Origin of the sequence: Thermotoga sp. 2812B (genome assembly GCF_000789335.1) — a bacterium.
GTDB lineage: Bacteria > Thermotogota > Thermotogae > Thermotogales > Thermotogaceae > Thermotoga > Thermotoga maritima.
Window position 1 is genome coordinate 1,365,070 of the sequence record NZ_CP003408.1, and the last position, 25,533, is coordinate 1,390,602.

The window sequence follows — 25,533 nt, forward strand, 5'->3', positions numbered from 1 at the left end:
ATTGAGAGAATAGACACTGTTGAGGAGGAGGTCAAGCAGGATGAAAAGAACGTATCAGCCTTCAAGAAGAAAGAGAAAGAGAACACACGGATTTCTGGCGCGCAAGAGAACACCGGGTGGAAGAAGAGTTCTCAAGAACAGGAGAAGGAAAGGACGCTGGAGACTGACTGTATGACAGAAAGTTTCACCCGCAGAGAACGCCTGAGGCTCAGGAGAGATTTCCTGTTAATATTCAAAGAGGGAGAAAGTCTTCAAAACGAGTACTTTGTGGTTCTTTTCAGGAAAAATGGGCTTGATTATTCCAGATTGGGAATAGTTGTGAAGAGAAAGTTCGGAAAGGCGACCAGAAGAAACAAACTGAAAAGATGGGTAAGGGAGATCTTCAGAAGGAACAAAGGTGTAATTCCAAAGGGTTTTGACATAGTAGTGATTCCCAGAAAAAAACTGTCAGAAGAATTCGAACGAGTGGATTTCTGGACCATACGTGAAAAGCTTTTGAATCTCTTGAAGAGGATAGAAGGATGAAAAAACTGCTTATAATGCTTATAAGGTTTTATCAGAGATACATTTCACCTCTCAAACCTCCAACCTGCAGGTTCACTCCAACCTGTTCGAATTACTTCATACAGGCCCTGGAGAAACATGGGCTCTTGAAGGGGACCTTCCTGGGCCTCAGGCGTATTCTCCGATGCAATCCCCTATCAAAAGGTGGTTACGATCCTGTTCCCGAGGAATTTTCATTCAAACCAAGGAGGCGATGGTCTTGAGAAAAGTTGTAGCAATACTGCTCGCCATACTTCCAATCTTTTTGTTTGCTGTGGAACCGATCAAGGTTGTTCGCTCCGAGAAAGAAATAGTTGTTCTCACCAGGTTCGAGGAGTATCACTTCGATCTGGAAAAGGGCATACTCAAAGACTTTTACACCCTTGTCGATGGTCGAAAGCACGTTTTCACCTATGGAAATGATGGCTTCGATGTACTCGATGAGGGAACACCTCTGACAGTGATAGAAGAACCGATAGTAACCGGTGTGGGAAAAGTATCCGAGGGTTTCTCCGACGAGGTAAGTATCGTATACAACTACGGCTACGTGAAGAAGATTTTCACGATAAAGAACGACGAGAATTATACCTTCTTTGTTGATATAGAAAGCTCAAAACCCGTTGAAGTGACGGTACCCAGAGTATCTGTCGATACCTCCACGGATAGATACCTGGAAAATTACTTCGCGTCCTTCAATCCCGGAACGCGAACACTCGTACTTTTAAAGCATGACGAAGGTCTCCTCTTTGAAGGTACTCTGAAGATAAACGGACAAAAGCGTTTCATCGTTTTCATGGGACCGAACAAGAGAACTCTAATAAAGAAAGCCTTTCCAGAGGATTACGATGTTCTCATAAAAGCTCTTGTGAAGATACCGGGATTCAACAAGTGGTACGATCCTGTGTTTTACGGTCTGGTCTGGTTCTTCTGGTGGCTGAAAGATCTCACGAAGAATTTTGGATGGGCGATTGTGCTCTTTACTCTTATCGTGAGGTTGATACTCTATCCGCTCTACCACGCTCAAACGAAATCTCTCATAAACATGAGAAAGTTACAGCCGCAGATAGAAGCCATCAAGAAGAAGTACAAGGACCCGACGAAACAGCAGGAAGCTCTCCTGAAGCTCTACAGAGAAGCGGGAGTGAATCCGGCTAGCGGCTGTCTCATGCTCCTCATACAGCTACCTATCTTCATGCTTCTGTGGTCGGTCATCAGATACTACGTCGAAGAATTTGCCTACAGCGGAAATTTTCTCATCTGGAAGGATCTCTCCGCGGGTGGTTTTTCCAACAACTGGCTGTTTCTGATAATCACCATAGTGGCAAGTTACTACACAACGCTTCTCACAAGCCAGGATGCGAGAACGGCCTGGCAGGGTATCATCATGTCGGTGATCTTCCCGTTCCTGTTCGTGGGACTTCCAAGCGGACTGTTTCTGTACTATGCAACTAACACTCTGATTCAACTTGCGGTGACTTACTATACCTACAAACGCTACAAGATAAAAGGTCTCACAACGAGAGAACTTCTCGGTCTTCCGAAAAAGGCATGAGGGGGGATTAGATGAAGAAAATTGTGGAAAGGGCTCCTACAGTGGAGGAAGCGGTTGAAAAAGTGGTCAAAAAATACGGTCTCGGAGAAGGAGAGTACACGGTCAACGTGTTGGAAAAAGGATTTCATGGAATATTCGGCCTCTTTTCAAAAGAAGCGGTTGTCGAGGTGCAGATCACCAAAGCTTACTTTGAAAGAAAATTGAAAGAATTTTTAACTGAGATTTTGCAGGTGGTAGATTCAGAAGTCAAAATAACTGTGAAATCTTCTGGAAGGAGTTTCTTTGTTGACGTGGAGAGTGAAAACGTAGGAAGGCTCATAGGTAAACACGGAAAAACCATGGGAGCACTTCAGCATATAGCGATGATCTTCCTCAACAGATTGAGTGATACGAAGCTGAACGTGATTCTGGATATGGGAGATTACAGGGAAAAGCGGAAGAAATCTCTTGAGAAAATAGTGGAAGAGGCTGTCAAAAAGGCTATTTCCGAGAAGACCAAAGTAGTACTGGATCCCATGTTTTCTTTTGAGAGGAAAATTGTTCACAAACTTGTGAGAAAACACAGAGGTGTGATAAGCTACTCAGTCGGTGTAGAACCTTACAGAAGAGTTGTGATAGAGTATTCTGGAACGAGGCGAGAGGGGAGAAGAAAACATGATATTAAAGAAAGCATATGATGTCACTCCCCAGGAAATTTCAACCGATAAGGTACGAGGAGTTCGTAAAAGAGTCCTCATAGGCTTGAAAGACGCTCCAAACTTTGTCATGAGACTTTTCACGGTGGAACCTGGCGGTCTCATCGACAGACACTCCCATCCATGGGAGCACGAGATTTTCGTTTTGAAGGGAAAGCTCACAGTTTTGAAGGAGCAAGGCGAGGAAGCGGTGGAAGAGGGTTTTTACATCTTCGTTGAACCCAATGAAATACACGGCTTCAGGAACGATACAGACTCCGAAGTGGAGTTTCTCTGTTTGATACCTAAGGAAGGCGGAGAGTAATTCTTTTTTAAAATATCCGAAAAGAAAGAGTAGTAAAATACTCTTCGCTGGTGCGTGGGGTGCGTTTCAAATCCCTCAAGGGTACGTACCCCAGCACTTGTATACCATGTGATTGGGAGGTGAAGGTGTTGTACGCCATCGTAGAAACGGCTGGCAGGCAGTACAGGGTCGAAGAAGGAAAGATTCTCTACACTGAAAGGCAGAAAGACTACTCCCCGGGTGACGAGATCGTTTTCGACAGAGTGGTGTTCGTCAGGAAGGACGGAGAGGTGCTCGTCGGAAAACCTTATGTTGAAGGAGCTAAGGTTGTAGGGAAGGTTCTGGAACACGCCAAAGCCAGAAAGGTAAAGACTGTGAAGTACAGACCCAGAAAGAACAGTAAGGTGGAAAAAGGTCACAGACAGTGGTACACCGCCATCAAAATTGAAAAGATTGAACTATGATAAAAGTGACTGTGACTAATTCTTTTTTTGAAGTAACAGGTCATGCACCAGACAAAACACTGTGCGCTTCAGTTAGTCTTTTGACGCAGCACGTGGCGAACTTTCTGAAAGCCGAGAAAAAAGCGAAAATAGAGAAGGAATCCGGTTATCTGAAAGTGAAATTTGAAGAACTCGAAAACTGCGAAGTGAAAGTACTAGCAGCCATGGTGAGGTCTTTGAAAGAACTCGAACAGAAGTTTCCTTCTCAGATCAGAGTGGAGGTGATCGACAATGGCTCATAAAAAGAGTGGTGGTGTTGCGAAGAACGGTAGAGACAGTCTTCCAAAATATCTGGGAGTCAAAGTGGGAGATGGTCAGATTGTCAAAGCAGGAAACATCCTCGTGAGACAGAGAGGAACAAGATTTTACCCCGGAAAAAACGTTGGTATGGGAAGAGATTTCACTCTGTTCGCACTGAAGGATGGCAGGGTGAAGTTTGAAACGAAAAACAACAAAAAGTATGTGAGCGTTTATGAGGAGTGAAAGAGTGAGCAGCATAAAGAAAATCTCCTTCGTGGGGATTTTCTCAGCTCTTGCAACTCTGGTGATGTTTCTAGAGTTTCCGATATTCCCACAAGCGAGTTTCCTGAAATACGATCCCAGCGAAATACCGGCGCTCATAGTGAGTTTCTTACTGGGACCTGGGGTCGGCATGTTTGTCGTCCTGGTGAAAGACATTCTCTTCTTTCTCATGAAGTCCGGTGATCCTGTGGGAATCGCGATGAACGCTGTGCTGGGAATGTCCTTTGTGGGAATAGCTGGCCTCATTTATCGCAGAAACAAGAGCAGAGCAACGGCAATAAAAGGCATGATTGTCGCCACACTTTTCGCCACGGCGTTCGCTCTGGGATTGAACGCTCTTATCGTGCCGCTTTACTTCAAAGCTCCGTTCGAACTTTATCTGAAATTTTTCCCGTTCATACTGGCTTTCAATCTGGTGAAATTTGGAATCGACTCGGTTGTGACGTTCTTCGTTTACAAGAAAGTCTCCAGTATCCTTAAACTGGAAACAGTGGAAGGGAGGAGCAACAATGGCTAGGTACTTTCCTGTTCAGAAGACAACTATGATAAAACCCGAAGAGGTTGAAAGAAAATGGTACGTGGTAGATGCTTCCGGAAAGGTTCTCGGAAGACTCGCGACGCGCATAGCGAAGATATTGATGGGGAAACACAAGCCCAATTACACTCCGCACGTTGACACGGGAGATTACGTCATCGTTGTGAACGCTGACAAGGTGGTTCTTACCGGAAAGAAGCTCGATCAGAAGGTTTATTACTGGCATTCTGGTTATCCCGGAGGTCTGAAGTCTCTGACAGCAAGACAGATGCTCGAAAAGCATCCCGAAAGACTCATATGGCTCGCTGTCAAAAGGATGCTCCCGAAGAACAGAAAGGGCAGAAAAATGCTCAAAAGACTCAAAGTTTATGCGTCACCCGAACATCCACATCAGGCACAGAAACCTGAGCCTATTGAACTGTGAAGAATGAGGAGGGAGAAGAATGGCCGAAGTGGTAGGATACTACGGAACGGGAAGAAGAAAGACTGCTGTTGCAAGAGTTTATTTGAGACCGGGAGAAGGAAAAGTGAAGGTCAATGGAAAAGAATACGAAAGTCTGGATGACTATTTCAAAAATCCTGCATGGACAAAACACGCGATAGAGCCCCTTGAGGTAACCAACACACTTGGCAAATTCGATCTTGTCATAAGGGTTAACGGTGGAGGTCTGTCCGGCCAGTCCGGTGCCGTGAGGCTTGGAATTGCCAGAGCCCTCCTTCAGTACGACCAGAATCTGAGGCCTGTTCTCAAGAAATACAAGATGCTCACAAGGGATCCAAGAGAAGTGGAAAGAAAGAAGTACGGTTTGAAAAAGGCAAGAAGAGCTCCTCAGTTCTCCAAGAGGTGATTTTGCTGGCAGCAGACAATTGCGGGGTCCGGTTCTCCCGGACCTCTCTTTTTCTGTTTGTTAACGAGGAGTGAGAATGTGATTCCTCGAGAGGTCATCGAGGAAATAAAAGAAAAGGTTGACATCGTAGAGGTCATTTCCGAGTACGTGAATCTTACCCGGGTAGGTTCCTCCTACAGGGCTCTCTGTCCCTTTCATTCAGAAACCAATCCTTCTTTCTACGTTCATCCGGGTTTGAAGATATACCATTGTTTCGGCTGCGGTGCGAGTGGAGACGTCATCAAATTTCTTCAAGAAATGGAAGGGATCAGTTTCCAGGAAGCGCTGGAAAGACTTGCCAAAAGAGCTGGGATTGATCTTTCTCTCTACAGAACAGAAGGGACTTCTGAATACGGAAAATACATTCGTTTGTACGAAGAAACGTGGAAAAGGTACGTCAAAGAGCTGGAGAAATCGAAAGAGGCAAAAGACTATTTAAAAAGCAGAGGCTTCTCTGAAGAAGATATAGCAAAGTTCGGCTTTGGGTACGTTCCTAAGAGATCCAGCATCTCTATGGAAGTTGCAGAAGGCATGAACATAACACCGGAAGAACTTGTCAGATACGGTATCGCGCTGAAAAAGGGTGATCGATTCGTTGATAGATTCGAAGGAAGAATCGTTGTTCCAATAAAGAACGACAGTGGTCATATTGTGGCTTTTGGTGGGCGTGCTCTCGGCAACGAAGAACCGAAGTATTTGAACTCTCCAGAGACCAGGTATTTTTCGAAGAAGAAGACCCTTTTTCTCTTCGATGAGGCGAAAAAAGTGGCAAAAGAGGTTGGTTTTTTCGTCATCACTGAAGGCTACTTCGACGCGCTCGCATTCAGAAAGGATGGAATACCAACGGCGGTCGCTGTTCTTGGGGCGAGTCTTTCAAGGGAAGCAATTCTAAAACTTTCGGCGTATTCGAAAAACGTCATACTGTGTTTCGATAATGACAGAGCGGGCTTCAGAGCCACTCTCAAATCCCTCGAGGATCTCCTAGACTACGAATTCAACGTGCTTGTGGCAACCCCCTCTCCTTACAAAGACCCAGATGAACTCTTTCAGAAAGAAGGAGAAGGTTCATTGAAAAAGATGCTGAAAAACTCGCGTTCGTTCGAATATTTTCTGGTGACGGCTGGTGAGATCTTCTTTGACAGGAACAGCCCCGCGGGTGTGAGATCCTACCTTTCTTTCCTCAAAGGTTGGGTCCAAAAGATGAGAAGGAAAGGATATTTGAAACACATAGAAAATCTCGTGAATGAGGTTTCATCTTCTCTCCAGATACCAGAAAACCAGATTTTGAACTTTTTTGAAAGCGACAGGTCTAACACTATGCCTGTTCATGAGACCAAGTCGTCAAAGGTTTACGATGAGGGGAGAGGACTAGCTTATTTGTTTTTGAACTACGAGGATTTGAGGGAAAAGATTCTGGAACAGGACTTAGAGGTACTGGAAGATGAAAACGCGAGGGAGTTTTTCAAGAGAGTTTCACTGGGAGAAGATTTGAACAAAGTCATAGAAAACTTCCCAAAAGAGCTGAAAGACTGGATTTTTGAGACAATAGAAAGCATTCCTCCTCCAAAGGATCCCGAGAAATTCCTCGGTGACCTCTCCGAAAAGTTGAAAATCCGACGGATAGAGAGACGTATCGCAGAAATAGATGATATGATAAAGAAAGCTTCAAACGATGAGGAAAGGCGTCTTCTTCTCTCTATGAAGTTGGATCTCCTCAGAAAAATAAAGAGGAGGTGATCGGTATGGCGAAGAAGGAAAAGGTCACAATGAACGAAGAACAGCAGGTTCTTCAGGAACAGCACCAGGAGCAGACGCAGGAGCAGACACAGGAACAGAAGGAAACACTTCCTCCTCAGATAGAGAGGCGTATAAAAAAGCTCATAAGTTTAGGGAAAAAGAAGGGTTACATAACGTACGAGGATATAGACAAGGCCTTCCCGCCAGATTTCGAAGGGTTTGACACGAACTTGATAGAGAGAATACATGAGGAACTGGAAAAGCATGGAATAAACATCGTGGAAAATGAACCTGAGGAAGAGGAAATAAGCGCTTCCAGTGATGAACAGGAACTCGAAGAACTTCTGGAGAAAGAATCTCCTGAGATACACGATTCGAGCAACGTAAGGGATTCTATCAAGATGTATCTCAAAGAGATAGGAAAGATTCCTCTACTCACACCTGCTCAGGAACGTGAACTCGCAAGACGAGCACAGATGGGCGATAAGAAGGCCAAAGAGAAACTCATAACATCGAACCTGAGGCTTGTTGTCAGTATAGCCAAGCGTTACATGGGGCGCGGTCTTTCTTTCCAGGACCTCATACAGGAAGGAAACATAGGACTTCTGAAGGCGGTAGAAAAGTTCGACTGGAGAAAGGGTTACAAATTCAGCACGTACGCTACCTGGTGGATCAGACAGGCGATCACAAGAGCGATAGCGGATCAGGCAAGGACCATCAGGATACCTGTCCACATGGTGGAAACTATAAACAAATTGAACAGATTGAGAAGAGAGTACTATCAGAAACACGGTGAAGAACCATCCATAGAAGAACTCGCAAAGATGATGGGCAAACCCCCAGAAAAGATAAAGGAAATACTCGAAGCAGCGAAGGAAACCATATCCCTGGAATCTCCTATAGGTGAAGATGAGGATTCTTCTATCGAAGACTTTGTGGCTGACGATTCCATAGCCTCTCCAAAGAAAGAGGCCATGAGGATGCTCATGAGAGAAGAGCTCGAGAAAGTCTTGAAAACTCTGAGCCCAAGAGAAGCGATGGTTCTGAGAATGAGGTACGGCTTGCTCGATGGAAAACCAAAAACGCTTGAAGAAGTTGGCCAGTATTTCAATGTCACAAGAGAAAGGATCAGGCAGATAGAGGTCAAAGCACTGCGGAAGTTGAGACATCCATCGAGGAGCAAGTACCTGAAATCACTGCTCTCTCTGATGGATGAAAACGAAGGGTGAGCATCGCTCACCCTTTCATTTTTTCAACATATCCATGAGAAACTCCACCGGATCCTTCCTGGTGTAGAGAACAACACTCCCTGACCGTCGATTGTATCTCGGGTGATTCAAAAACGGCGAGTTCCTGCTTGGAAAGATTTCCACCATCGAGTGATCGAACCTGATCTTCTTTATTCCCAGCTTCGAGGCCCTGACTCTCAATCTGAAGTAATCAACGAGTAATTTCACTTCTTCGGGTGGTTCTCCGAATCTATCCTTCATCTCCTCCAGTATTTCCTCGAGATCTTCCTCATCAAGGGAGGATGCGAGTCTTCTGTAAAGTCTCAACCTCTCCACAGGATTTTGCACGTAATCTTCCGGTATGAAAAATCTGCCCGGAGGATTTTCTATTTCAACGTTCACAGAGTGTTTCTTTTCGATTCGTCTTTCTTTGAATCTCGTGATGGTCTCTTTCAAGATTTCGTTGTACAGTTTCAAACCGACGGACACAACGTTTCCATGTTGTTCCAAACCGAGGACATCTCCCACACCTCTCAGTTCCATATCTTTCAGTGATATTTGAAGACCGCTTCCAAAGCCTGTGTAGGATTTAAGCACCTTCAGTCTTTCAAGAGCGCTTCTTGGAGTACCCTTCGGGTACAGGAAGTACGCAAAGGCCCTTCGGTCGCTTCTACCCACCCTTCCTCTGAGCTGATAGAGCTGTGAAAGGCCGTATCTCTGTGCGTCATCCACTATGAGTGTGTTTGCATTCGGTATATCAACACCATTCTCGATAATTGTGGTACACAGAAGAACATCGATGTTCCCGCGGTAGAACTCGTGGACAATTCTCTCCATGGTTTTTCTGGACATCTTTCCGTGGGCAACCGCTATTTCCAACTCCGGAAACATCCTTTTCAGTTTTTCGAAAACCTCCGGTAGTTCTTCCACGCGGTTGTGAACGTAGATCACCTGACCTCCCCTGTTTATCTCCCTGATCACCGCTCCCTTGACGAGATCATCGCTGTACTCTGCGACATAAACGTATACTGGTTTTCTTCCAGGGGGAGGAGAATTTATCACAGAAAAATCTTTCATTCCAGAGAGGGCCATGTGGAGGGTGCGTGGAATAGGTGTAGCACTCAGGGTTAGCACGTTCACCGAGAGTCTCAGTTTCTTGAATCTTTCTTTTTGCTCAACTCCAAACTTTTGTTCTTCGTCGATGATGACAAGACCAAGATCGGAGAATTCGATCCGTTCGTTCAGCAGAGAGTGTGTACCTATGATGATGTCTATTTCTCCCTTCTTCAGCTTTTCGATGATCTCCTTCTTTTCTCTCGCTGTTCTTGAACTGTCCAGGAGTTCCACTTTTACACCGAACGGTTCCATTCTCTCTTTGAAGTTCTCGTAGTGTTGTCTTGCCAGAACGGTGGTTGGGACGAGCACCGCTACCTGCTTACCAGATGCGACTGCACGAAACGCAGCTCGCAGAGCTACTTCTGTTTTTCCAACACCCGCGTCTCCGCACAGGAGCCTGTCCATTGGTTTTTCAGAGGCAAGATCGCTTAGTACTTCTTCTATACTCTGCTGCTGATCAGGAGTTTCAATGTATGGAAAAGATTCCGCGAATTTTTCTTCCAGTTCTGGGTCACCTGGAAGAGAAAGACCCTGGGCCTCCTGTCTTTTCATGTAAAGTTCAACGAGTTCTTTGATCTTTTTCTCGATGTCTTCTCTCACTTTCTTCAGTGTTTGTTTCCATTTTCCGCGGTTCATCCGGTCGAGTTTAACCTGCGAAGGATCACCTATATATTTATGAACTCTGTCGATCTTCTCGATGGGAACGTACAAAATTGCGTCTTCATATTTCAACTTCAAATAATCCCTCTCTCCGAGAACTCCCTTGAGACGAACAATCCCCTCGAAAATGGCTATTCCGTGCTCTCTGTGAACTACGAGCCCACCCTCTTCGATCTCATCGACATCCAGAATGGGCAGCGATTCTTTTTTCTCAACACGTGTTGATAGCGGTGCAGAACCCTTCTCAACGTTTTTGAGTATCACTTCGACTACTCTTTCATCGAAGAAGTCGTTGTAGCGTTCCTTCAAAAGGTCCCTCATTTCTTTTCTGAACTTTCTGTACTCATCCAGAACCTTTTGAAGATCTTCACAGATGAAGCGAGCATCTGTCTTTAAGAAATCAAGCAAGGTGCTTTCACCGTAGAAATCAACAAAAGGAAGTATCAGAGTCTTATCAACACCTTGGAATGAACGCTGGGTGTCTACCTTGAAGAAACGAATTTCTTCAATTTCGTCTCCAAACAGTTCTATCCTCACGGGAAAGTCGTTCCCTGGAGAGTAAATGTCGATTATATCTCCGCGAATGGCAAATTCTCCCACGTTCTGAACAGTGAAAACACGTTCATATCCCATTTCGACGAGTTTTTCTGGGGACAGCGTGAGTTTTGTGGATCGTGCTATCATCAGGGAGTTTTCTCTCAGAAAATCGGGTGAGAACACCTTTTCGGTGAGCGCTTTCAGGGTAGTGGCTATCTTGAGGTTCTCCCCGTTTAGAAGCCTCCACAGGATTTCTATTCTTTTTCCTTTTATCTCGGGTGACAAAACAACATCTTCGAGAGGCAAAACATCTCTCGAAGGATAGAAAATGTATCCTTCTATATTCGAAAACCTTTCGTTCGGCAGCAGAAGAATCTCAACCATTTTTCATCAGGTCTTTTACAATCCTCTTCTGGTCTTCATCGAGTCCTTCCATGGGGTCTGGAAGGTTGAGCTTTATCTTACACAGGGCTTTCACTATCTTCACTCTGGGATCTGTCAATCCCTGTTCCTCGGCCTTTTCCAGCAGTTTCAGAGCCTCGAAAAATTTCCCCATCTGATAGTATGCGCTTCCCAGATTGAAAAGAACAACCGGATTTTTTTGATCTATTTCCAGCGCTCTTTTGTAGCTCTCAATAGCCTTTGCCAGAAGGTTCATTCTTCTGTAGATGTTCCCTATGTTGACCCAGACTTCTACTGATTGTTCTTTTTCGGCTATTTTCAAAAATTTTTCCAAGGCACTCTCCAGCTTTCCTTCTTCAAGTTCACGGTATGCTTCTTCAAATTCACTGGAGACCAAGTTCTATCACCTTCTTTGTGACGTATATGGTGTCTGAATAGTTCATGTCGGGTGTTTTGAAAGAAACGGAAATAGGAATGATCTCTTCGGTTATAGGCTTCACATAAGAAAAGCTGAAGACCCAGAGGTTATGTTTTAGGAAGTGGGGTTCACCGATGCCTCCTCCCGATCTGTAGCAAAAATCTTTCAGAGCTGCGCTCGCTTCAGGAGAGGTGTAGAGCTTGACGTTTTTGAGTTTCAAAACGGCGAGCTGTTCGTTTGAGAAGGTAATATCCGGGGGCACTACAACGCAGTATCCCTTTCGATCGTTTATCTGGTAGACTTTCTTAGAGAGAAACTCCTCATCGCTTATGTATACTGTGTATTCTCTCAGCTCGTGTGAAACTTCGAAGGGTACTCTTCCGCGCGCTTCGAAAAGATCTGAGAAGAGCTGAACCAGATCGATATCACGTCCAAAGGCATTCTCCACCCTCACGTACAGGAACATTTTGTCGACAGTCAATTCAAAAGAATCGATGTGAACAAAGATAGGTTCCGAGGACTTGAGAAGGGAGATCTCAATCGAGTTCTTGTCCCAGTTCATTCCAAACAGGTATGGATATTCGTACTCTATGTTCACGTACTGGGGAACCTGCCCTATTGTTTGAAGTTTTTTTCCATCGAAATGGAAGAGATTTCCAGACTGATCCAGGAGAAGATAAGAACCATCGTAAAAGATTTCAAAGGAACGTGTTGGAACGGGGAGAGGGATGTTTTTCTGTGATTCTGTATCCACGTTGATCACGATGAGAGAATTGCTCCAGGTGTCAAGAACGACAACCTGCCTGCAGTACACCTCCGCATCGACGATCAGGGGTTTCCCATCGATTGGTATTTCTCTCTTCAAACCGTTTTCTGAGATCAAAACGATTTTATCCACATCTGCCAGGGTAAACTCTCCAGAATTCAAAACACCTGCTCCTATCGGATTGAGAAACTTCCCTATTTCCTTTTCATTCTTGAAAACCCTTCCGTCTCTTGAGATCAAGAAGACGTTTCCGTCCCTATCGGTGAACACCTGCTCCGGTTGGAAAGATAAGTTTCTAACGGTGAAATTGAAACCATCGCTTTCGATAAGACGGTTGTTGACCGGATCAACGATGTATATACTCTCACCAAAAATTGACACATCCGTGGGTGTGAGAAAATATTCTATTCCATCTTTAAAACCCTGGAGTGTTTTTAACGTTTTCATGTTGAAAGAATCAGATTCTTTGTCCTGCAGTATGAATTCCAGATTGTTAACCAGCGAGAGCACTTCAGGCTGATCCGGTACGATAACAAGCAGGTTTTTCAGATCCTCGTAAGCCTCTCTCACTCTTCCTGTTTCTATCATCAATTTTGCTCTCAAATACCAAAACTCTGCGAGATTCTCAGCGGGGATGGGTTTGTAGAAGATCTCCTCTATCTTCTGCTGTGCGGAAGATATATCTCCCTTTGCCCAGTCTATGATCGCTTCTGAGAACATCTCTCTAACGCTTTGAGCGAAAAGAGCAGAAAAAGTTAGCAGAAACAAAAGCAATATCGTTTTTTTCACGTTTTCACCTCTTGAAGAGGTTTACCTTCCTTTCTGTACCGTTCAGGAGACGCTGGATGTTTTCGGAGTGTCTGAGAGTGGAAAGAACCGCGAGAATGAGAAACAGCATTCCCGTATCGTAGCCCTTGAGCAGATATCCCAGAAGAGCAGAAACGTAAAGAGCTACAAGAGATCCAAGCGAAGCGTATTTAGTCAGCATTACGATGACAAGCCAGGTCAGTGTGAACACTAGTCCCGTAGGCCACGAAAGACAGAAAATGATTCCAAGGGTGGAAGCGACTCCTTTTCCACCTTTGAACTTCATGAAAATCGGAAAATCGTGTCCGAGGACAGTCGCGATCGCCGTGAGTGATACGATCTTCGAATCTCCTGAGAAAGTAATGGTAATGAACACAGGGAAAAATCCCTTCAAAGCATCCAGAAGAAGACAAATCCCTCCAACGGCAGGACCTGTGGTTCTTATAGCATTCGTCGCTCCAACGTTGCCACTCCCCACTTTTCTCACATCAATACCCTTCAGCCACTTCGGGATCAAGTAACTGAAAGGAATCGAGCCTATGAAGTAACCGAGAATCGGGAAAAGCCACCAGCCCACGATATCACCTGCTCCTCTTGAACTTCAAGAATATAGGAGATCCCTCGAACGGAAAAACGTAGTCCCTGATCAGTTTTCTGAGGAAAATCTTTTGTGGATTTTTTACCTTTTCTATGCTGTTCACAAAGAAGAGAAAAGTAGGCGGTTTTATGTCCACCTGAAGACCGAAAAAGATCTTGAGACCACGAGGGAGATTCGTGAACGCGAGCACTTTCTGAAGAGCCGAATTAATGGCACTGGACGGCACTTTCGTTGTGTAAGAAGCGTACGCTAAATTGATAGCGTCTATCACTCTGTCTATGTTCCAGCCTTTGTCAGCGGAGGTAAAGATAAGCGGACTGTAATCGATGAAATAGAGCTTCTCTCTGAATAATTTGGTGAATTCGTCGTACCTTTTTTCACGGTGTTCAACGAGATCCCATTTGTTGAAAACAACGACGCTGGCTCTCCCTCGTCTTTCCACAAGGCCGGCTATTCTCTGGTCCTGTCTTGTGATACCCTGAGTTGCATCAAGAACTATCACAACAACGTCCGCTTTTTCTATGCTGTCCACAACCCTGTAGTTGCTGTATTTTTCAACAGTCCTGGGTTCGACCCTGGATTTTCTCCTCAAACCAGCCGTGTCAACGAATACGTATTTTCTTCCGTCTATAAACACTTCGTCGTCAACGGGATCCCTCGTTGTTCCAGGTATCGGTGACACAAGAGCTCGTTCTTTGTTCAATATAGCGTTGAAGAGTGTGGATTTTCCCACGTTCGGTCGGCCAACGATGGCAACTTTTATTGCGTCGGTGATTTCGGGCTTTGATTCTAAATCCAGCCCTTTTTCTTCGAGCTTTTTGATGATCGTCTCCAGGAGAGTATCGAGATTTATGTTGTGCTCTGCAGAAACGGGTATTGGTTCTCCAAATCCTAAACTGTAAAGCTCCGGCTTCACTTCTCTTTCGAACTCTCTGAGATTTTCCGCTTTGTTCGCCACAAGGATAGTATCAACGGTGGATTTCCTGAGAAAATCGGCAAGCGATTCGTCTTCTTTTGTAATTCCTCTTTTTCCATCGACAACGAACAGAACGAGATCAGCTTCTCTGATCATGTTCAGGGTAACTTCCTTCATCTTTTGGGAAATGATGTCCTGTGGATTGTCGAAGACTCCACAGGTGTCCACGAGTTTAAAGGTTTTCCCGTACCACTCTACAGTATCTTGAACGGGGTCACGGGTGACCCCTTCTTCGTCTTCGACAATAGCCTTTTTCTTCTTTACCAGCTTGTTGAACAGAGTAGACTTTCCAACGTTTGGTCTACCAACTATCAGAACCGTCGCCATATTTCACTCTCCATTCTTTTTGAGAAGGTCTCCAATGGATTTCTGAGAGCTCTCCTTCTCCACCATTTTTTTGTACTCCTCTATGTTTTTCCTTTCTTCATACCGCTTTTCGCTCAGTATCATTCTTCCACCGAACACCTCGTCGGGATCTATTCTAAGAACGACGAGGTTTAAAGCTTTTCCCGTTTCAGGCTCGCTGAGAAGATGGTTGTTCGGCACGAAACCCTCCACATCGTACTCTTCGACTTCCACTACCACTCCCGAGTTCACGATCTTCTTTATGGTTCCACTCACGATGGAATCTGGTTTCAACTCTTTGAGAGCACGTTCCCAGGGATTTTCCTGTGTTCTTTTTATGCTGAGAGTGATCTTTCTGTTCTCTTTGTCTATCTTCAAGATCTTCACTTTCACCTTTTCGCCGATCTTTAGAATTTCTCCAGGTTCATCAATTCTTTTCCATGAAATTTCAGAGACGGGAACGAATCCTTCAACACCTTCTTCTAACTCGACAAAAGCTCCCTGTTTTATGATTCCCGTCACCTTTCCTGTCACCACGTTGTTGACATTGTACCTGTCTTCGATGTTTTCCCATGGATCTCCCTTTGCCTTTCTGTAGCTCAAAGTGAGTTTTCTGTTTTCTTTGTCTACATTGATAACTTCAACCTTCACCAGATCTCCAACACTCACCACTTCTTCAAGACTTTTTCTTGCGTTCCCCCAGAAGACTTCAGACCTTGGCACAAGTCCTTCCACGCCGGGCTCCAGTCTCACAAAAAATCCGAACGGATGAATCGAAGTCACTTCTCCACTCACCACTTTTCCAACCGGATACTTCTCTTCCACTTTTTCCCACGGATCGGGCATGAGTTTCTTCAAACTCAGGATGACATTCTTTTTCACCTTGTCCAGTTCGATTATCTTCGCTGTTATGTTCTGGCCGGGTTTCACTATGTCTTCAGGAGATATTCTGGTGTCGTAGCTGAGTTCGCTCCTGGGAATGAATCCCCTCACTCCCTCTGAAATTTCAACTTCGACACCTGCGTTACTGATCCCTTTCACGGTACCTTCTACGATGTCTCCCACTTTCTTCTCTGAGAAGAACTCCTCGATCTTCTTATCCTGGAGAGCTCTTCGCGAAACAACGATTCTTGGTCCCCGTCTCGTCTGAGCCATTTCCAAAATGATGACTTCTATTTCTTTTTCAGGCATGGGATCGTTCCTTCTGAGGAGGGAGTGTGATCCTGGAAGAAAAGCAGAGACTACTCCTTTCAGTAAAACGTTGTATCCTCCTTTCGTCTGCGAAACGATGCGGGCTTTCACAGGTTTCTTTTCTTCGTAATCTTTTCTCAACTCTTCAAGCGTTTTTCGAAGAACTGGTCTCCTCTCCGAGAGAATAGATCTCTCTTCGTAGTTCAGATTCAGTATTTGAAGGGTGAGATTCTCACCCACTTTGTACTCATCTAAGGATTTGATCAGTTCGTTCTCCGGTACGAATCCCTCGCTTTTTCCCCCGAAGTCCACCACCACACCATCGTCTTCCTTGCCGATAACCACACCTTTTACAATCTGTCCTCTTCTGAACTCCTCAGGTTCGTACTGGCTGAGGATTTCATCGTTGAATTCAAATGGTTCCATCTCTCTTCCCCTCCATCTCTTTCAGTTTTCTGACAACGTTTTCTATCAGAGAATTGGGTGTAGAAGTACCGCTGAACACACACACCGTACCATATTTTACTACGTCCGCTGGTAATTCGTCAGGTGATTCTATCCAGATCGTCTTTGAGTGTTTTGAAGCGATTCTGAAGAGTTTTCCTGTGTTTGAACTGTGCTTTCCTCCGACCACTATGGAAAGATCACAGATCTTTGAAAGCTCCTCCACTTCCCTTTCTCGGTTCACAGTTACGGGGCATATGGTGTTGAGGAAAACGGCTTCTTCGAATTCGTTCATCCTGATCATCGCTGCAACGAACTCTTTATATTCTTCGAGCGAAGAAGTGGTCTGAGAGAGAAAGACCACCTTTTTTTCTTCGAGCTTGAACGGAACTTTCGTGACGATGGCAGGAGCGTATCCTCTCAGTGCCACCATTTCCGGGTGGTCTTCTTTTCCAAAAACGATGACTTTCCTCTCTTTGGCATATCTTTGAGCGGTTTTGAACAGTTGAGAAACTATGGGACAGGTGAGATCGACGACCTCTGGAAAGATCTTTTTCAGTTCTTCGAGTCTATCTTTCGGGATACCGTGAGCCCTTACAACGAACACCTCTCCATCTGTCATCTCCGAAGACACTTTCAATCCTTTCTTTGTCAGTTGCTCCATCACCTGTTTGTTGTGGACTATCTCACCATCTGTTACCACTTTCTTTCCTTCATCGAGTAACTCCTCCACGGTTCTTATCGCTCTTTCCACTCCAAAACAAAAACCGATATTCTTTGCCACTACTATTTTCAAGTGTTCATCCTCTCCCTGACCAGTTTTAGGATCCTGTCGAGCACTTCTTCCACACTCATACTGGTTGTGTCTATGATCACAGCATCTTCCGCTGGTTTCAATGGGGCTACGTTCCGCTTGGAATCCTGCTCATCCCTCGAGATGAGTTCTCTTTCAACTTCTTCTTTTGTGACCTTTAGACCTCTTTTCTGGTACTCTTTCAACTTTCTCTCTACGCGCGCTTCCAGAGACGCTGTGAGAAATATCTTCAGGTGAGCGTTTGGAAGCACAACCGTTCCTATATCCCTTCCCTCGACCACGATGTTTTTGTCGTCACATATTTCCCGCTGGATTCTGACCAGGTGCCTTCTCACAACTTCAAGCCTGGCAAAATTTGAGGCAAGAACCCCCGCCTCTGGACTTTGAATCTTTTCTGTGTAATCCTCTCCGTTGATGTAGACTCTTCCGTTCACATAGTCTATCTTCAGATCTTTCAGCACGTTTTCGATCTCTTCTTCAGCGGAAGAGGAACTGAGCCCTTTTTCGTGCAGATAAACTGCAACGGCACGGTACGTTGCTCCCGTGTTCAGATGATCGAAGCCGAGTTTTTCAGCAAGAAGCTTTGCTATTGTGGACTTTCCAGACGCTGCGGGACCGTCTATTGCTATTTGAAACCCCATTTCACGCCTCCTCCACTGTATCGGTGATTTTGAAGATCTTATCGAGATGGGTAAGTTTTAGTATTCTCGATATGCTTTCTTTCAGTGAGCTGAGGATGAACTCCTTTCCGTTGATTTTCGCGTCCTTCAAAATCACAACGAGTGTTCCAAGGCCCGCGCTGTCCATGTAGGAGACAGACGAAAGATCGAGGACGATCTTCTTCTTGCTGGTGGTCGAGATGAAGTTTCTAAGCTGTTCCTTCAACTCCGAAGAATTGTAAGCGTCTATGTCCCCCTGCACTCTCACGATGGCTTTGTCATCCTGTTCAACGATATCGAGTTTGAGGTTGTTCATGTTATCCCTCCTCTATTCTAATTCTGAGTTCTCTGAGTTGCCTTTCATCAACTTCAGCGGGGGCTCCCGTCAAGAGGCACACACCGTTTCCTGTTTTTGGAAACGCTATCACTTCTCTTATAGAACTCTCACCGGCTATGATGCTCACCAATCGATCCAGTCCGAAAGCTATCCCGCCGTGCGGCGGAACGCCGTACCTGAACGCTTCGAGGAAGAAGCCGAATTTTTTCTGTGCTTCCTCTTCACTCAACCCAAGAAGTTCAAAGATTTTCTCCTGAATATCTCTTCTGTGAATCCTGATGCTTCCTCCACCGACTTCGTAACCGTTGATGACGAGATCGTAGGCTTTCGCCCGGACCTTTGTGTAATCATCACCTAAGGTTTCCAGAACGGGCATTGTGAAGGGGTGGTGCCGCGCCACAAATCTTTCTTCTTCCTCGCTCCACTCGAAGTATGGAAAGTCGACTACCCAGAGTACATCGAATCCTTTTGCAAGGTGTGAGAAGTGCTCTTTTCCGATTTCCAGCCTCAGCGTTCCAAGGGCTTCGTTGAGGAGGTTTCTATCAGTGTGGGCCGCTATGAGACAGACGTCTCCTTCGTTCATGTTTTCCGTTTCTGCGATCTTTCTGAATTCTTTTTCGAGGTGTTTCAGGTGTGGTGACGTGATTCCACCGTCCAATTTGAACCAGATGAGACCGCCGAGACCGAGTTCTTTCATTCTTGCCATGAGTTCTTCGCCTTTCTTTCTGCTCATCTCCGAAGCGAATCCGGGAACGATGAAACCCTTCACACTTCCTCCTTCATTGAGGACGTTCCTTATCACCTTGAACTCCGTGGTCTCAAAAGCGTATCCAAAATCTCGAAGTTCCATTCCGTATCTTCTGTCTGGCTTGTCTGTTCCATACTTTTCCATCGCATCGTCGTACGGAATTCTGTCGAAGGGAACCTTGAGATCGATGCCAGAAGATTCTTTGAACACTCTTGAAACCATTCCTTCGCTCACATTCAGTACATCTTCCACATCGACAAAGGACATCTCCACGTCAACCTGGGTGAACTCCGGTTGCCTGTCTGCTCTGAGGTCTTCGTCCCTGAAGCATCTGACTATCTGGAAGTATCTGTCGAAGCCGGAGATCATCAGAATCTGCTTGAAGAGCTGAGGAGATTGAGGCAGCGCGTAGAACTTTCCGGGTCTGAGTCTCGAAGGTACGAGGAAATCCCTCGCCCCTTCCGGAGTGCTTCTTGTGAGAAAGGGAGTTTCTATTTCAAGGAAACCGAGTTCATCGAAGTAATCTCTGATGATTTTCGATATTCTGTATCTCAAAATGATATTTCTCTTCATTCTCTCGGAACGAAGATCTATGTATCTGTACTTGAGTCTCATTTCTTCTTTAGGTGTTTCTCCAGGATAAAAAGGAAGCGGATCGGCAAGAGACAGGATCTCTATTCTTTCGGCGACGACTTCTATTTCTCCTGTTTCGATGTTCGGATTTTCCGTCCCTTCTGGCCTTTTTCTCACGGTTCCCTCAACCAGAACGACGGATTCTCTTGTGAGTTCATCTACAACACTGTAAGCCTCACTGTTCACATCGCACACGATTTGAGTCTCACCGTATCTGTCTCTCAAGTCGATGAATCTCACACCACCGAGATCTCTGATCCTGTCCACCCATCCGCACAGCTTCACTTTTTTTCCCTCGTCTGTTGCTCTCAGCTCTCCACACGTGTGTGTTCTCAGCATAATGTCCCTCCCTCAGGGTCGGTTATTATCGCCGTTATCAACTCAGACGGTACCACTTCAAAAAGGTTTGTATCTTTCAGCTTCTTCGAACCGAATTTGAAGGGATCCGCCACAACGAAGAACGGTTTCCTCAACTCTCTGCTCAGAATAGCCAGGGTGGTGGTTCCCACTTTGTTTAAAACATTCCCCGATTCGTCCACGTAGTCGGCTCCCGTCAAACAGACGTCAACCATTCTGAGAATCCTGTAGGCCAGCAGATCTTCTACAGGTTCAGCGCGAAGGTGTATCTTCCTCAAAGATTCTACCAGTATTTTCCCTTCTCCGCCCGGGTGTGACTCGAGAACGAAAACCATAGGAGGTCTGGCTTTACGAAACACCTCCAGCAGTGTTTTGCTGTTGCTCAGCGTGAGAATTTTTTTATTTTTGAAAAAATTCGACGCGTAGTCTGTAGTTCGAGCGAAGGATTTCTCCACAGCTCTCTCGAATTTCTCCAGTTCTTTCAGGGAATGATTTTCCAGAAAAAAAGCCAGTTTTTCGAGAACGGCCATGGGTTTCTCTTCACAGAAAATGCCTATCTCTTTCGATACTTCCCCGGAGTCAAGCTTTTCAGAGTTCTCTTTGAGAAATTTTAACAACTTTTCCAGAACTTCCTGGGATCCCTCTGTGTTCAATTCTTTCAAAAAACTCAAAACTTCCATAACCCCACCTCTATAGTATTCTACCCTAAACTCTTTCATTCTGGATTCGATAATTGTAATCGGTTGTTTTCAGCCATAAGACATGATTATCGAGAATTATCCGAAAATATCTCTTTGAATCTCTGAAAATCTCATGTTTACAACACAATCCATCTGTGTTATAATTTTTTAAAACGAAGATTAACTGGGGGCGAAATCATGAAAGGAGAAGAGATACTGAAGTGGCTCGACTCAAATCCAAGTATTCAGGAGCTCAAAAGATTCGCCAAGAGCTTGGGTTTGAGAGTGAAAAAGGCCATGAAGAAGAAAGAAGTTATAAAACTCATCAAAGAGCATGTGGAATCCGCTTTTTCAACGACAGATTCTTCCTCGGGTGTTTCGACGACCGTTCAAAGGAGAGAAGAGAAAGATCTAAATCTTCCTAAAACCTACGATAAAAACAAGCTCGTTCTCATGCCGGTTAATCCCTATGTGGTATTCGCTTACTGGGACTTCGATCAAAGAACAAGAGAGCTGATGAAACAAAAAGCCAGAGAAGGAAAGGCAGTGATCAGACTCTACGATGTGACTTTCATCATGTTCAATGGAACCAACGCGCACAGAACGTTTGAACACAGACTCGATGAACTCACGCTCGACGCGGGGAACTTCTATTTCAACGTTCCTATGCCGAGGGCAGATTATCTTTCGGAGATGGGTTACCTTGACGATGAGGGAAAGTTCGTTTCAGTGTTGAGGTCCAACGTCACCAGAACCCCTGCCGCTTCTCCTTCGACCTCTTCCAGAGAAAGATGGTACGACTTGAAAAACAAAAAGCGAACAGTGGTACTGTCTGAGGGAAGTCTAATAAAGCCTGTTGAGAAAATAAGAGGTGTTACCTCACCCGGATTTCCTTCCGGACAGGGTATGATGGCCCAGGGAATAATGTGGGAAATTTTCAGGAGCGGGAGGTAATCTCATGAGAGGAAAAATACTGATATTTCTGCATGCGCATCTTCCATACGTTCACCATCCTGAATACGATCATTTTTTAGAAGAAAGGTGGCTTTTTGAGGCCATAACAGAAACTTACATACCGCTTTTAATGATGTTCGATGAAATAGAAGATTTCAGGTTGACCATGTCGATCACTCCTCCGCTGATGGAGATGCTCTCCTCCAGAGACCTTCAGGAGAAGTACGAAAGACACATGGAAAAACTGATCGAACTCGCAGATAAGGAAGTGGAGAGAACTAAAAAGGAGCACCCGCTGAAGCATAAGATGGCTAAATTCTACCGTGAACATTTTGAAAAAATTCTGAATGTATTTCGCTCTTACGATGGAAACATCTTGGAGGGCTTCAAAAAATACCAGGAGACCGGAAAGCTGGAGATAGTGACCTGCAACGCCACACACGCGTTTTTGCCGCTCTATCAGATGTACCCAGAGGTGGTGAACGCTCAGATCACAGTTGGCGTGAAGAACTACGAAAAGCACATGAAGAAACACCCAAGGGGTATTTGGCTTGCGGAATGCGGATACTATCAGGGGCTGGATCTGTACCTTGCCCAGAACAACGTTGAGTATTTCTTTGTGGATTCTCATGCCTTCTGGTTCGCCGATGAACAACCCAGATACGGTGTCTACAGACCCATCATGACGCCAAGTGGTGTTTTCGCCTTCGCACGAGATCCGGAGTCGAGCGAACAGGTCTGGAGTGCAGCCGTTGGGTATCCTGGTGATCCAAGGTACAGAGAATTCTACAGAGATATAGGTTTCGACAGAGAAATGGAGTACATAAAAGATTACATAGACCCATCTGGGGTCAGGATAAACACCGGAATAAAATACCACAGGATAACTTCGAAAAGCTTGGATGCTTCGCAGAAAGAATATTACGACATAGATCTGGCCATGGAAGCTGTGGAAGAACACGCGAGGGACTTCCTTCACAAAAAGGAAAGTCAGGCAAGAAGATTGATGGATATAATGGGTGTCGAACCGGTCATCGTTGCTCCCTTCGACGCTGAGCTCTTCGGTCACTGGTGGTTCGAGGGTGTGTTCTTCTTGAAGAGGTTCTTTGAACTGGTGAATGAATCAAAAGACCTGAAGCTCGTCACCGCATCCGAAGTTATAGACACTCTCGAAGAGGTTCAGATCGCCACACCCGCCGACTCGAGCTGGGGTGCCGGAGGATACTACGAAACGTGGCTCAACGGAACGAACGACTGGATCTACAGGCATCTCCACGAGATGATCGAAAGAATGATAGATCTTTCGAAAAAGTACTACAACAGTTCCGATCCACTCGTGGAAAGGGTTTTGAATCAGATGCTGAGAGAACTATTTCTCGCACAATCGAGCGACTGGGCTTTCATCATGACTACAAGAACGAGTGTTCAATACGCGGAAAACAGAACGAAGCTTCACATAAAGAGGTTTCTGAACCTCTACGATCAACTCGTTTCTGGAAGAATAGACGAAGAGATGCTAAGATACTACGAGTGGACGGATGCCATCTTTCCAGAGATAAACTTCAGGGTGATGGCGAGGGACGTGATTTGAAGACGTCTGATTATCTGAAAAAGTACGGTGTAAGATTGAAAAAACACCTGGGACAGGTCTTTCTTTCAGACGATAGAATAGCGAAGCGCATCGTGAAAGCGGCTGAACTGACTCCAGAGGATGTGGTGGTGGAGATAGGAGCCGGAGCTGGAACTCTCACGGAAGAACTCGCTAAGACTGGTGCGAGGGTCATCGCCTACGAAATCGATGAAAGTCTTGCTCCGATTCTTCAAGAAAGACTTTCGAAGTATCCCAATGTGGAATTGAGATTCGAAGATTTCCTGAAAGCGAAAAACGTTCCTGAAGGCGCAATTTGTGTGTCCAACATCCCCTACAACATAACAGGTCCCCTCATGGAAAAGATCATAGAATGGAAATTCAAAAGAGCCATCGTCATGATTCAGAAAGAGGTTGGTGAAAGGATCCTGGCGAAACCCGGAAAGAAAACGTACGGATACCTTTCGGTTGTGGTTCAGACGTTCTACGAGGTGAAAAAGCTCTTCGATGTTTCAAGATCCTGTTTTGTACCGAACCCTGAGGTTGATTCCACAGTTGTAGATTTGAAGAGAAAACCTGTGGATTTGGATTTCGAAAAATTCAAAAAATTCGTCTCGATGATATTCGCAAAAAAAAGAAAAACGCTCAAAAATAATCTGAGACCGTTTCTTTCTATCTTCGAGGGAGTAGATTTGTCAAGAAGAGCGGAACAGCTCACCGTTGAGGAGATCGTGGAACTCTATGAAAAATGGAGGAGAGCACTCGAATGTTCAAGGGGATAATAGCTGCGCTGTGGGATATGGATTCCATAGGAGAAATAGAACCCGATGTGGTCTTCCTTTTGAAGAGCGACATTTTGAATCTGAAGTTTCATCTGAAGATTCTCAAAGACAGGGGAAAAACCGTTTTTGTTGATATGGATTTTGTGAACGGACTAGGAGAGGGAGAAGAAGCGATTCTGTTCGTGAAAAAGGCCGGTGCCGATGGTATCATCACGATAAAGCCAAAAAATTACGTCGTTGCAAAGAAGAACGGAATTCCCGCTGTCCTCAGATTCTTTGCTCTCGACTCGAAAGCGGTCGAAAGAGGTATCGAACAGATAGAAACGCTCGGGGTAGATGTGGTGGAAGTCCTTCCAGGTGCGGTGGCTCCGAAAGTGGCCAGAAAAATACCCGGCAGGACAGTGATCGCCGCCGGGCTCGTTGAAACAGAGGAAGAAGCTCGCGAAATCCTCAAACACGTTTCAGCGATCTCTACAAGTTCAAGAATCCTCTGGAAGATGAAGTTTCTACCATGATACACTTTTCAGCGGAATATTCCACGTCTTTCAAAGAATCGAGGAATCTTTTGATCTCTTCTGAGAACGCTCCCGGTTGATACCAGAATCTTCTGAAACCCGCGTCGTACGCCTTCTTTGTTTCTTCAAGTGCGACTTCAGGTGGTACAACGAAGACTATCACATCGATGTTTTCAGGAAGTTCCTCCACGCTTTTGTAAACCCTGAAACCTTCTATCTCGTCGTACTTGGGATTCACCGGTAAAACCTCGAATCCCTTGGAAACCAGATCTTTAAGTATCACGTTTCCGTACTTTCTTGGATTAACCGTCGCTCCAACCAGTGCTATCTTTTTGAATTTCTTTGGATCCATTTTCTAACCTCCTCACCGTTCTTGTTACAACAAGATTCGCTCCTGTTCCAAAGAGATCTCTTAGAACAACATCACCGGCCTTCACGGGGGCTTCCACTTTGATTTCTCTAACTATCTTCATGAGTTCCGGTATGAATCTCTTCGGAATCGGTTTGTCTGTCTTGACGGATGCGAGTGGAAGCTCTCCGTTCAATACTCTGATGCTCGTTGGAACGACTCTTTTTGGATCTTTTATCTCATCCTTTGCGTATTCAACACCTCGTGGGCACCTGTTTCCTGTTATGGATTTTATGTGGCCGTCTTCAGTTAGCTCCACCTTAATTTTACACCCGATCGGGCACTGAACGCAAACGACATTTTTGAACATT

At 45.2% G+C, this 25,533-nt stretch carries 31 protein-coding genes; 18 read left to right on the forward strand and 13 right to left on the reverse strand.

Going from position 1 to position 25,533, the window contains the following annotated elements; all coding sequences use genetic code 11:
* Window positions 1-40 precede the first annotated feature (40 nt).
* The 14 genes from rpmH (at window position 41) to rpoD (ending at window position 8,486) form a co-directional block, all read left to right on the forward strand.
* Complete coding sequence (gene rpmH, locus T2812B_RS07015; RefSeq protein WP_004081758.1) at window positions 41-175, forward strand: 50S ribosomal protein L34; 135 nt, start codon at window positions 41-43, stop codon at window positions 173-175.
* Complete coding sequence (gene rnpA, locus T2812B_RS07020; RefSeq protein ID WP_008195067.1) at window positions 172-525, forward strand: ribonuclease P protein component; 354 nt, start codon at window positions 172-174, stop codon at window positions 523-525. Before rpmH ends, rnpA begins: the two co-directional genes overlap by 4 nt.
* The gene (gene yidD / locus T2812B_RS07025; protein WP_004081754.1) at window positions 522-767 is read left to right on the forward strand and encodes a membrane protein insertion efficiency factor YidD; all 246 of its coding nucleotides are present in this window, start codon (window positions 522-524) and stop codon (window positions 765-767) included. Before rnpA ends, yidD begins: the two co-directional genes overlap by 4 nt.
* Window positions 758-2,095: a membrane protein insertase YidC gene (gene yidC, locus T2812B_RS07030; protein ID WP_081501989.1), complete on the forward strand. Its 1,338-nt coding sequence runs from the start codon at window positions 758-760 to the stop codon at window positions 2,093-2,095. The genes yidD and yidC overlap by 10 nt, the downstream gene beginning before the upstream one ends.
* Before the next feature lie 11 nt (window positions 2,096-2,106).
* Entirely contained in the window at window positions 2,107-2,772 is a 666-nt protein-coding gene (gene jag / locus T2812B_RS07035; RefSeq protein ID WP_008195072.1) for an RNA-binding cell elongation regulator Jag/EloR, read from the forward strand.
* Window positions 2,750-3,094: a cupin domain-containing protein gene (locus tag T2812B_RS07040; protein ID WP_008195073.1), complete on the forward strand. Its 345-nt coding sequence runs from the start codon at window positions 2,750-2,752 to the stop codon at window positions 3,092-3,094. The genes jag and T2812B_RS07040 overlap by 23 nt, the downstream gene beginning before the upstream one ends.
* 128 nt (window positions 3,095-3,222) lie before the next feature.
* Entirely contained in the window at window positions 3,223-3,537 is a 315-nt protein-coding gene (rplU, locus tag T2812B_RS07045) for a 50S ribosomal protein L21 (RefSeq protein ID WP_008195075.1), read from the forward strand.
* Entirely contained in the window at window positions 3,534-3,818 is a 285-nt protein-coding gene (locus tag T2812B_RS07050) for a ribosomal-processing cysteine protease Prp (RefSeq protein ID WP_008195077.1), read from the forward strand. The genes rplU and T2812B_RS07050 overlap by 4 nt, the downstream gene beginning before the upstream one ends.
* Window positions 3,808-4,059, forward strand: a complete 252-nt coding sequence (rpmA, locus tag T2812B_RS07055) for a 50S ribosomal protein L27 (RefSeq protein WP_004081742.1) — start codon at window positions 3,808-3,810, stop codon at window positions 4,057-4,059. Before T2812B_RS07050 ends, rpmA begins: the two co-directional genes overlap by 11 nt.
* Window positions 4,060-4,063: 4 nt before the next feature.
* Entirely contained in the window at window positions 4,064-4,615 is a 552-nt protein-coding gene (locus T2812B_RS07060) for an ECF transporter S component (protein WP_008195080.1), read from the forward strand.
* Window positions 4,608-5,057, forward strand: a complete 450-nt coding sequence (rplM, locus tag T2812B_RS07065; protein ID WP_004081738.1) for a 50S ribosomal protein L13 — start codon at window positions 4,608-4,610, stop codon at window positions 5,055-5,057. Before T2812B_RS07060 ends, rplM begins: the two co-directional genes overlap by 8 nt.
* Before the next feature lie 19 nt (window positions 5,058-5,076).
* Entirely contained in the window at window positions 5,077-5,481 is a 405-nt protein-coding gene (rpsI, locus tag T2812B_RS07070) for a 30S ribosomal protein S9 (RefSeq protein ID WP_008195082.1), read from the forward strand.
* Between the two features lie 78 nt (window positions 5,482-5,559).
* Window positions 5,560-7,257 carry a DNA primase gene (gene dnaG, locus T2812B_RS07075; protein WP_008195084.1) on the forward strand — a complete coding sequence of 566 codons (1,698 nt, stop codon included), beginning with the start codon at window positions 5,560-5,562 and terminating at the stop codon, window positions 7,255-7,257.
* A gap of 5 nt (window positions 7,258-7,262) precedes the next feature.
* Window positions 7,263-8,486, forward strand: coding sequence for an RNA polymerase sigma factor RpoD (rpoD, locus tag T2812B_RS07080; RefSeq protein WP_004081730.1), 1,224 nt, complete (start codon window positions 7,263-7,265; stop codon window positions 8,484-8,486).
* Window positions 8,487-8,501: 15 nt separating this feature from the next.
* Here the strand turns inward: rpoD and mfd are convergent, their stop codons facing one another.
* The 11 genes from mfd to T2812B_RS07135 are packed head-to-tail and all read right to left on the reverse strand — an operon-like array spanning window position 8,502 to window position 20,974.
* Window positions 8,502-11,183, reverse strand: coding sequence for a transcription-repair coupling factor (mfd, locus tag T2812B_RS07085; protein ID WP_008195087.1), 2,682 nt, complete (start codon window positions 11,181-11,183; stop codon window positions 8,502-8,504).
* Window positions 11,176-11,598, reverse strand: a complete 423-nt coding sequence (locus T2812B_RS07090) for a tetratricopeptide repeat protein (protein ID WP_004081726.1) — start codon at window positions 11,596-11,598, stop codon at window positions 11,176-11,178. The genes mfd and T2812B_RS07090 overlap by 8 nt, the downstream gene beginning before the upstream one ends.
* The gene (locus tag T2812B_RS07095; RefSeq protein ID WP_004081724.1) at window positions 11,585-13,174 is read right to left on the reverse strand and encodes a hypothetical protein; all 1,590 of its coding nucleotides are present in this window, start codon (window positions 13,172-13,174) and stop codon (window positions 11,585-11,587) included. The genes T2812B_RS07090 and T2812B_RS07095 overlap by 14 nt, the downstream gene beginning before the upstream one ends.
* A gap of 4 nt (window positions 13,175-13,178) precedes the next feature.
* Window positions 13,179-13,769 carry a glycerol-3-phosphate 1-O-acyltransferase PlsY gene (gene plsY, locus T2812B_RS07100; protein WP_004081723.1) on the reverse strand — a complete coding sequence of 197 codons (591 nt, stop codon included), beginning with the start codon at window positions 13,767-13,769 and terminating at the stop codon, window positions 13,179-13,181.
* 4 nt (window positions 13,770-13,773) lie between these two features.
* Window positions 13,774-15,093 (reverse strand): ribosome biogenesis GTPase Der, encoded by a 1,320-nt coding sequence (gene der / locus T2812B_RS07105; protein WP_004081721.1) that lies wholly within the window; start codon window positions 15,091-15,093, stop codon window positions 13,774-13,776.
* Window positions 15,094-15,096: 3 nt separating this feature from the next.
* On the reverse strand, window positions 15,097-16,728 hold the full coding sequence (locus T2812B_RS07110) for a 30S ribosomal protein S1 (protein WP_004081719.1): 1,632 nt from the start codon (window positions 16,726-16,728) through the stop codon (window positions 15,097-15,099).
* Window positions 16,715-17,542 carry a 4-hydroxy-3-methylbut-2-enyl diphosphate reductase gene (ispH, locus tag T2812B_RS07115; RefSeq protein WP_004081718.1) on the reverse strand — a complete coding sequence of 276 codons (828 nt, stop codon included), beginning with the start codon at window positions 17,540-17,542 and terminating at the stop codon, window positions 16,715-16,717. The genes T2812B_RS07110 and ispH overlap by 14 nt, the downstream gene beginning before the upstream one ends.
* Entirely contained in the window at window positions 17,539-18,201 is a 663-nt protein-coding gene (gene cmk / locus T2812B_RS07120; RefSeq protein WP_004081716.1) for a (d)CMP kinase, read from the reverse strand. Before cmk ends, ispH begins: the two co-directional genes overlap by 4 nt.
* 1 nt (window position 18,202) lies before the next feature.
* Window positions 18,203-18,535 carry an STAS domain-containing protein gene (locus T2812B_RS07125; RefSeq protein WP_004081714.1) on the reverse strand — a complete coding sequence of 111 codons (333 nt, stop codon included), beginning with the start codon at window positions 18,533-18,535 and terminating at the stop codon, window positions 18,203-18,205.
* A 1-nt stretch (window position 18,536) separates the two neighbouring features.
* Window positions 18,537-20,276 carry an aspartate--tRNA ligase gene (gene aspS, locus T2812B_RS07130; RefSeq protein ID WP_004081712.1) on the reverse strand — a complete coding sequence of 580 codons (1,740 nt, stop codon included), beginning with the start codon at window positions 20,274-20,276 and terminating at the stop codon, window positions 18,537-18,539.
* Window positions 20,270-20,974: a translation initiation factor eIF-2B gene (locus T2812B_RS07135; protein WP_004081711.1), complete on the reverse strand. Its 705-nt coding sequence runs from the start codon at window positions 20,972-20,974 to the stop codon at window positions 20,270-20,272. The genes aspS and T2812B_RS07135 overlap by 7 nt, the downstream gene beginning before the upstream one ends.
* A 198-nt stretch (window positions 20,975-21,172) precedes the next feature.
* Between T2812B_RS07135 and T2812B_RS07140 the strand changes: the two genes are divergently transcribed.
* Genes T2812B_RS07140 through T2812B_RS07155 form a run of 4 tightly spaced genes read left to right on the forward strand, consistent with a single transcriptional unit; the run spans window position 21,173 to window position 24,813 of the window.
* Window positions 21,173-21,928: a DUF4912 domain-containing protein gene (locus T2812B_RS07140; protein WP_008195097.1), complete on the forward strand. Its 756-nt coding sequence runs from the start codon at window positions 21,173-21,175 to the stop codon at window positions 21,926-21,928.
* A gap of 4 nt (window positions 21,929-21,932) precedes the next feature.
* Window positions 21,933-23,519 carry a glycoside hydrolase family 57 protein gene (locus tag T2812B_RS07145; protein WP_008195099.1) on the forward strand — a complete coding sequence of 529 codons (1,587 nt, stop codon included), beginning with the start codon at window positions 21,933-21,935 and terminating at the stop codon, window positions 23,517-23,519.
* Entirely contained in the window at window positions 23,516-24,298 is a 783-nt protein-coding gene (rsmA, locus tag T2812B_RS07150) for a 16S rRNA (adenine(1518)-N(6)/adenine(1519)-N(6))-dimethyltransferase RsmA (protein WP_004081704.1), read from the forward strand. The genes T2812B_RS07145 and rsmA overlap by 4 nt, the downstream gene beginning before the upstream one ends.
* Window positions 24,283-24,813 carry a glycerol-3-phosphate responsive antiterminator gene (locus tag T2812B_RS07155; protein WP_004081703.1) on the forward strand — a complete coding sequence of 177 codons (531 nt, stop codon included), beginning with the start codon at window positions 24,283-24,285 and terminating at the stop codon, window positions 24,811-24,813. The genes rsmA and T2812B_RS07155 overlap by 16 nt, the downstream gene beginning before the upstream one ends.
* Here the strand turns inward: T2812B_RS07155 and T2812B_RS07160 are convergent.
* Window positions 24,770-25,165, reverse strand: a complete 396-nt coding sequence (locus T2812B_RS07160; RefSeq protein ID WP_004081702.1) for a CoA-binding protein — start codon at window positions 25,163-25,165, stop codon at window positions 24,770-24,772. The genes T2812B_RS07155 and T2812B_RS07160 overlap by 44 nt on opposite strands.
* The gene (locus T2812B_RS07165) at window positions 25,116-25,532 is read right to left on the reverse strand and encodes a DUF1667 domain-containing protein (RefSeq protein ID WP_004081696.1); all 417 of its coding nucleotides are present in this window, start codon (window positions 25,530-25,532) and stop codon (window positions 25,116-25,118) included. The genes T2812B_RS07160 and T2812B_RS07165 overlap by 50 nt, the downstream gene beginning before the upstream one ends.
* Window position 25,533: the final 1 nt, after the last annotated feature.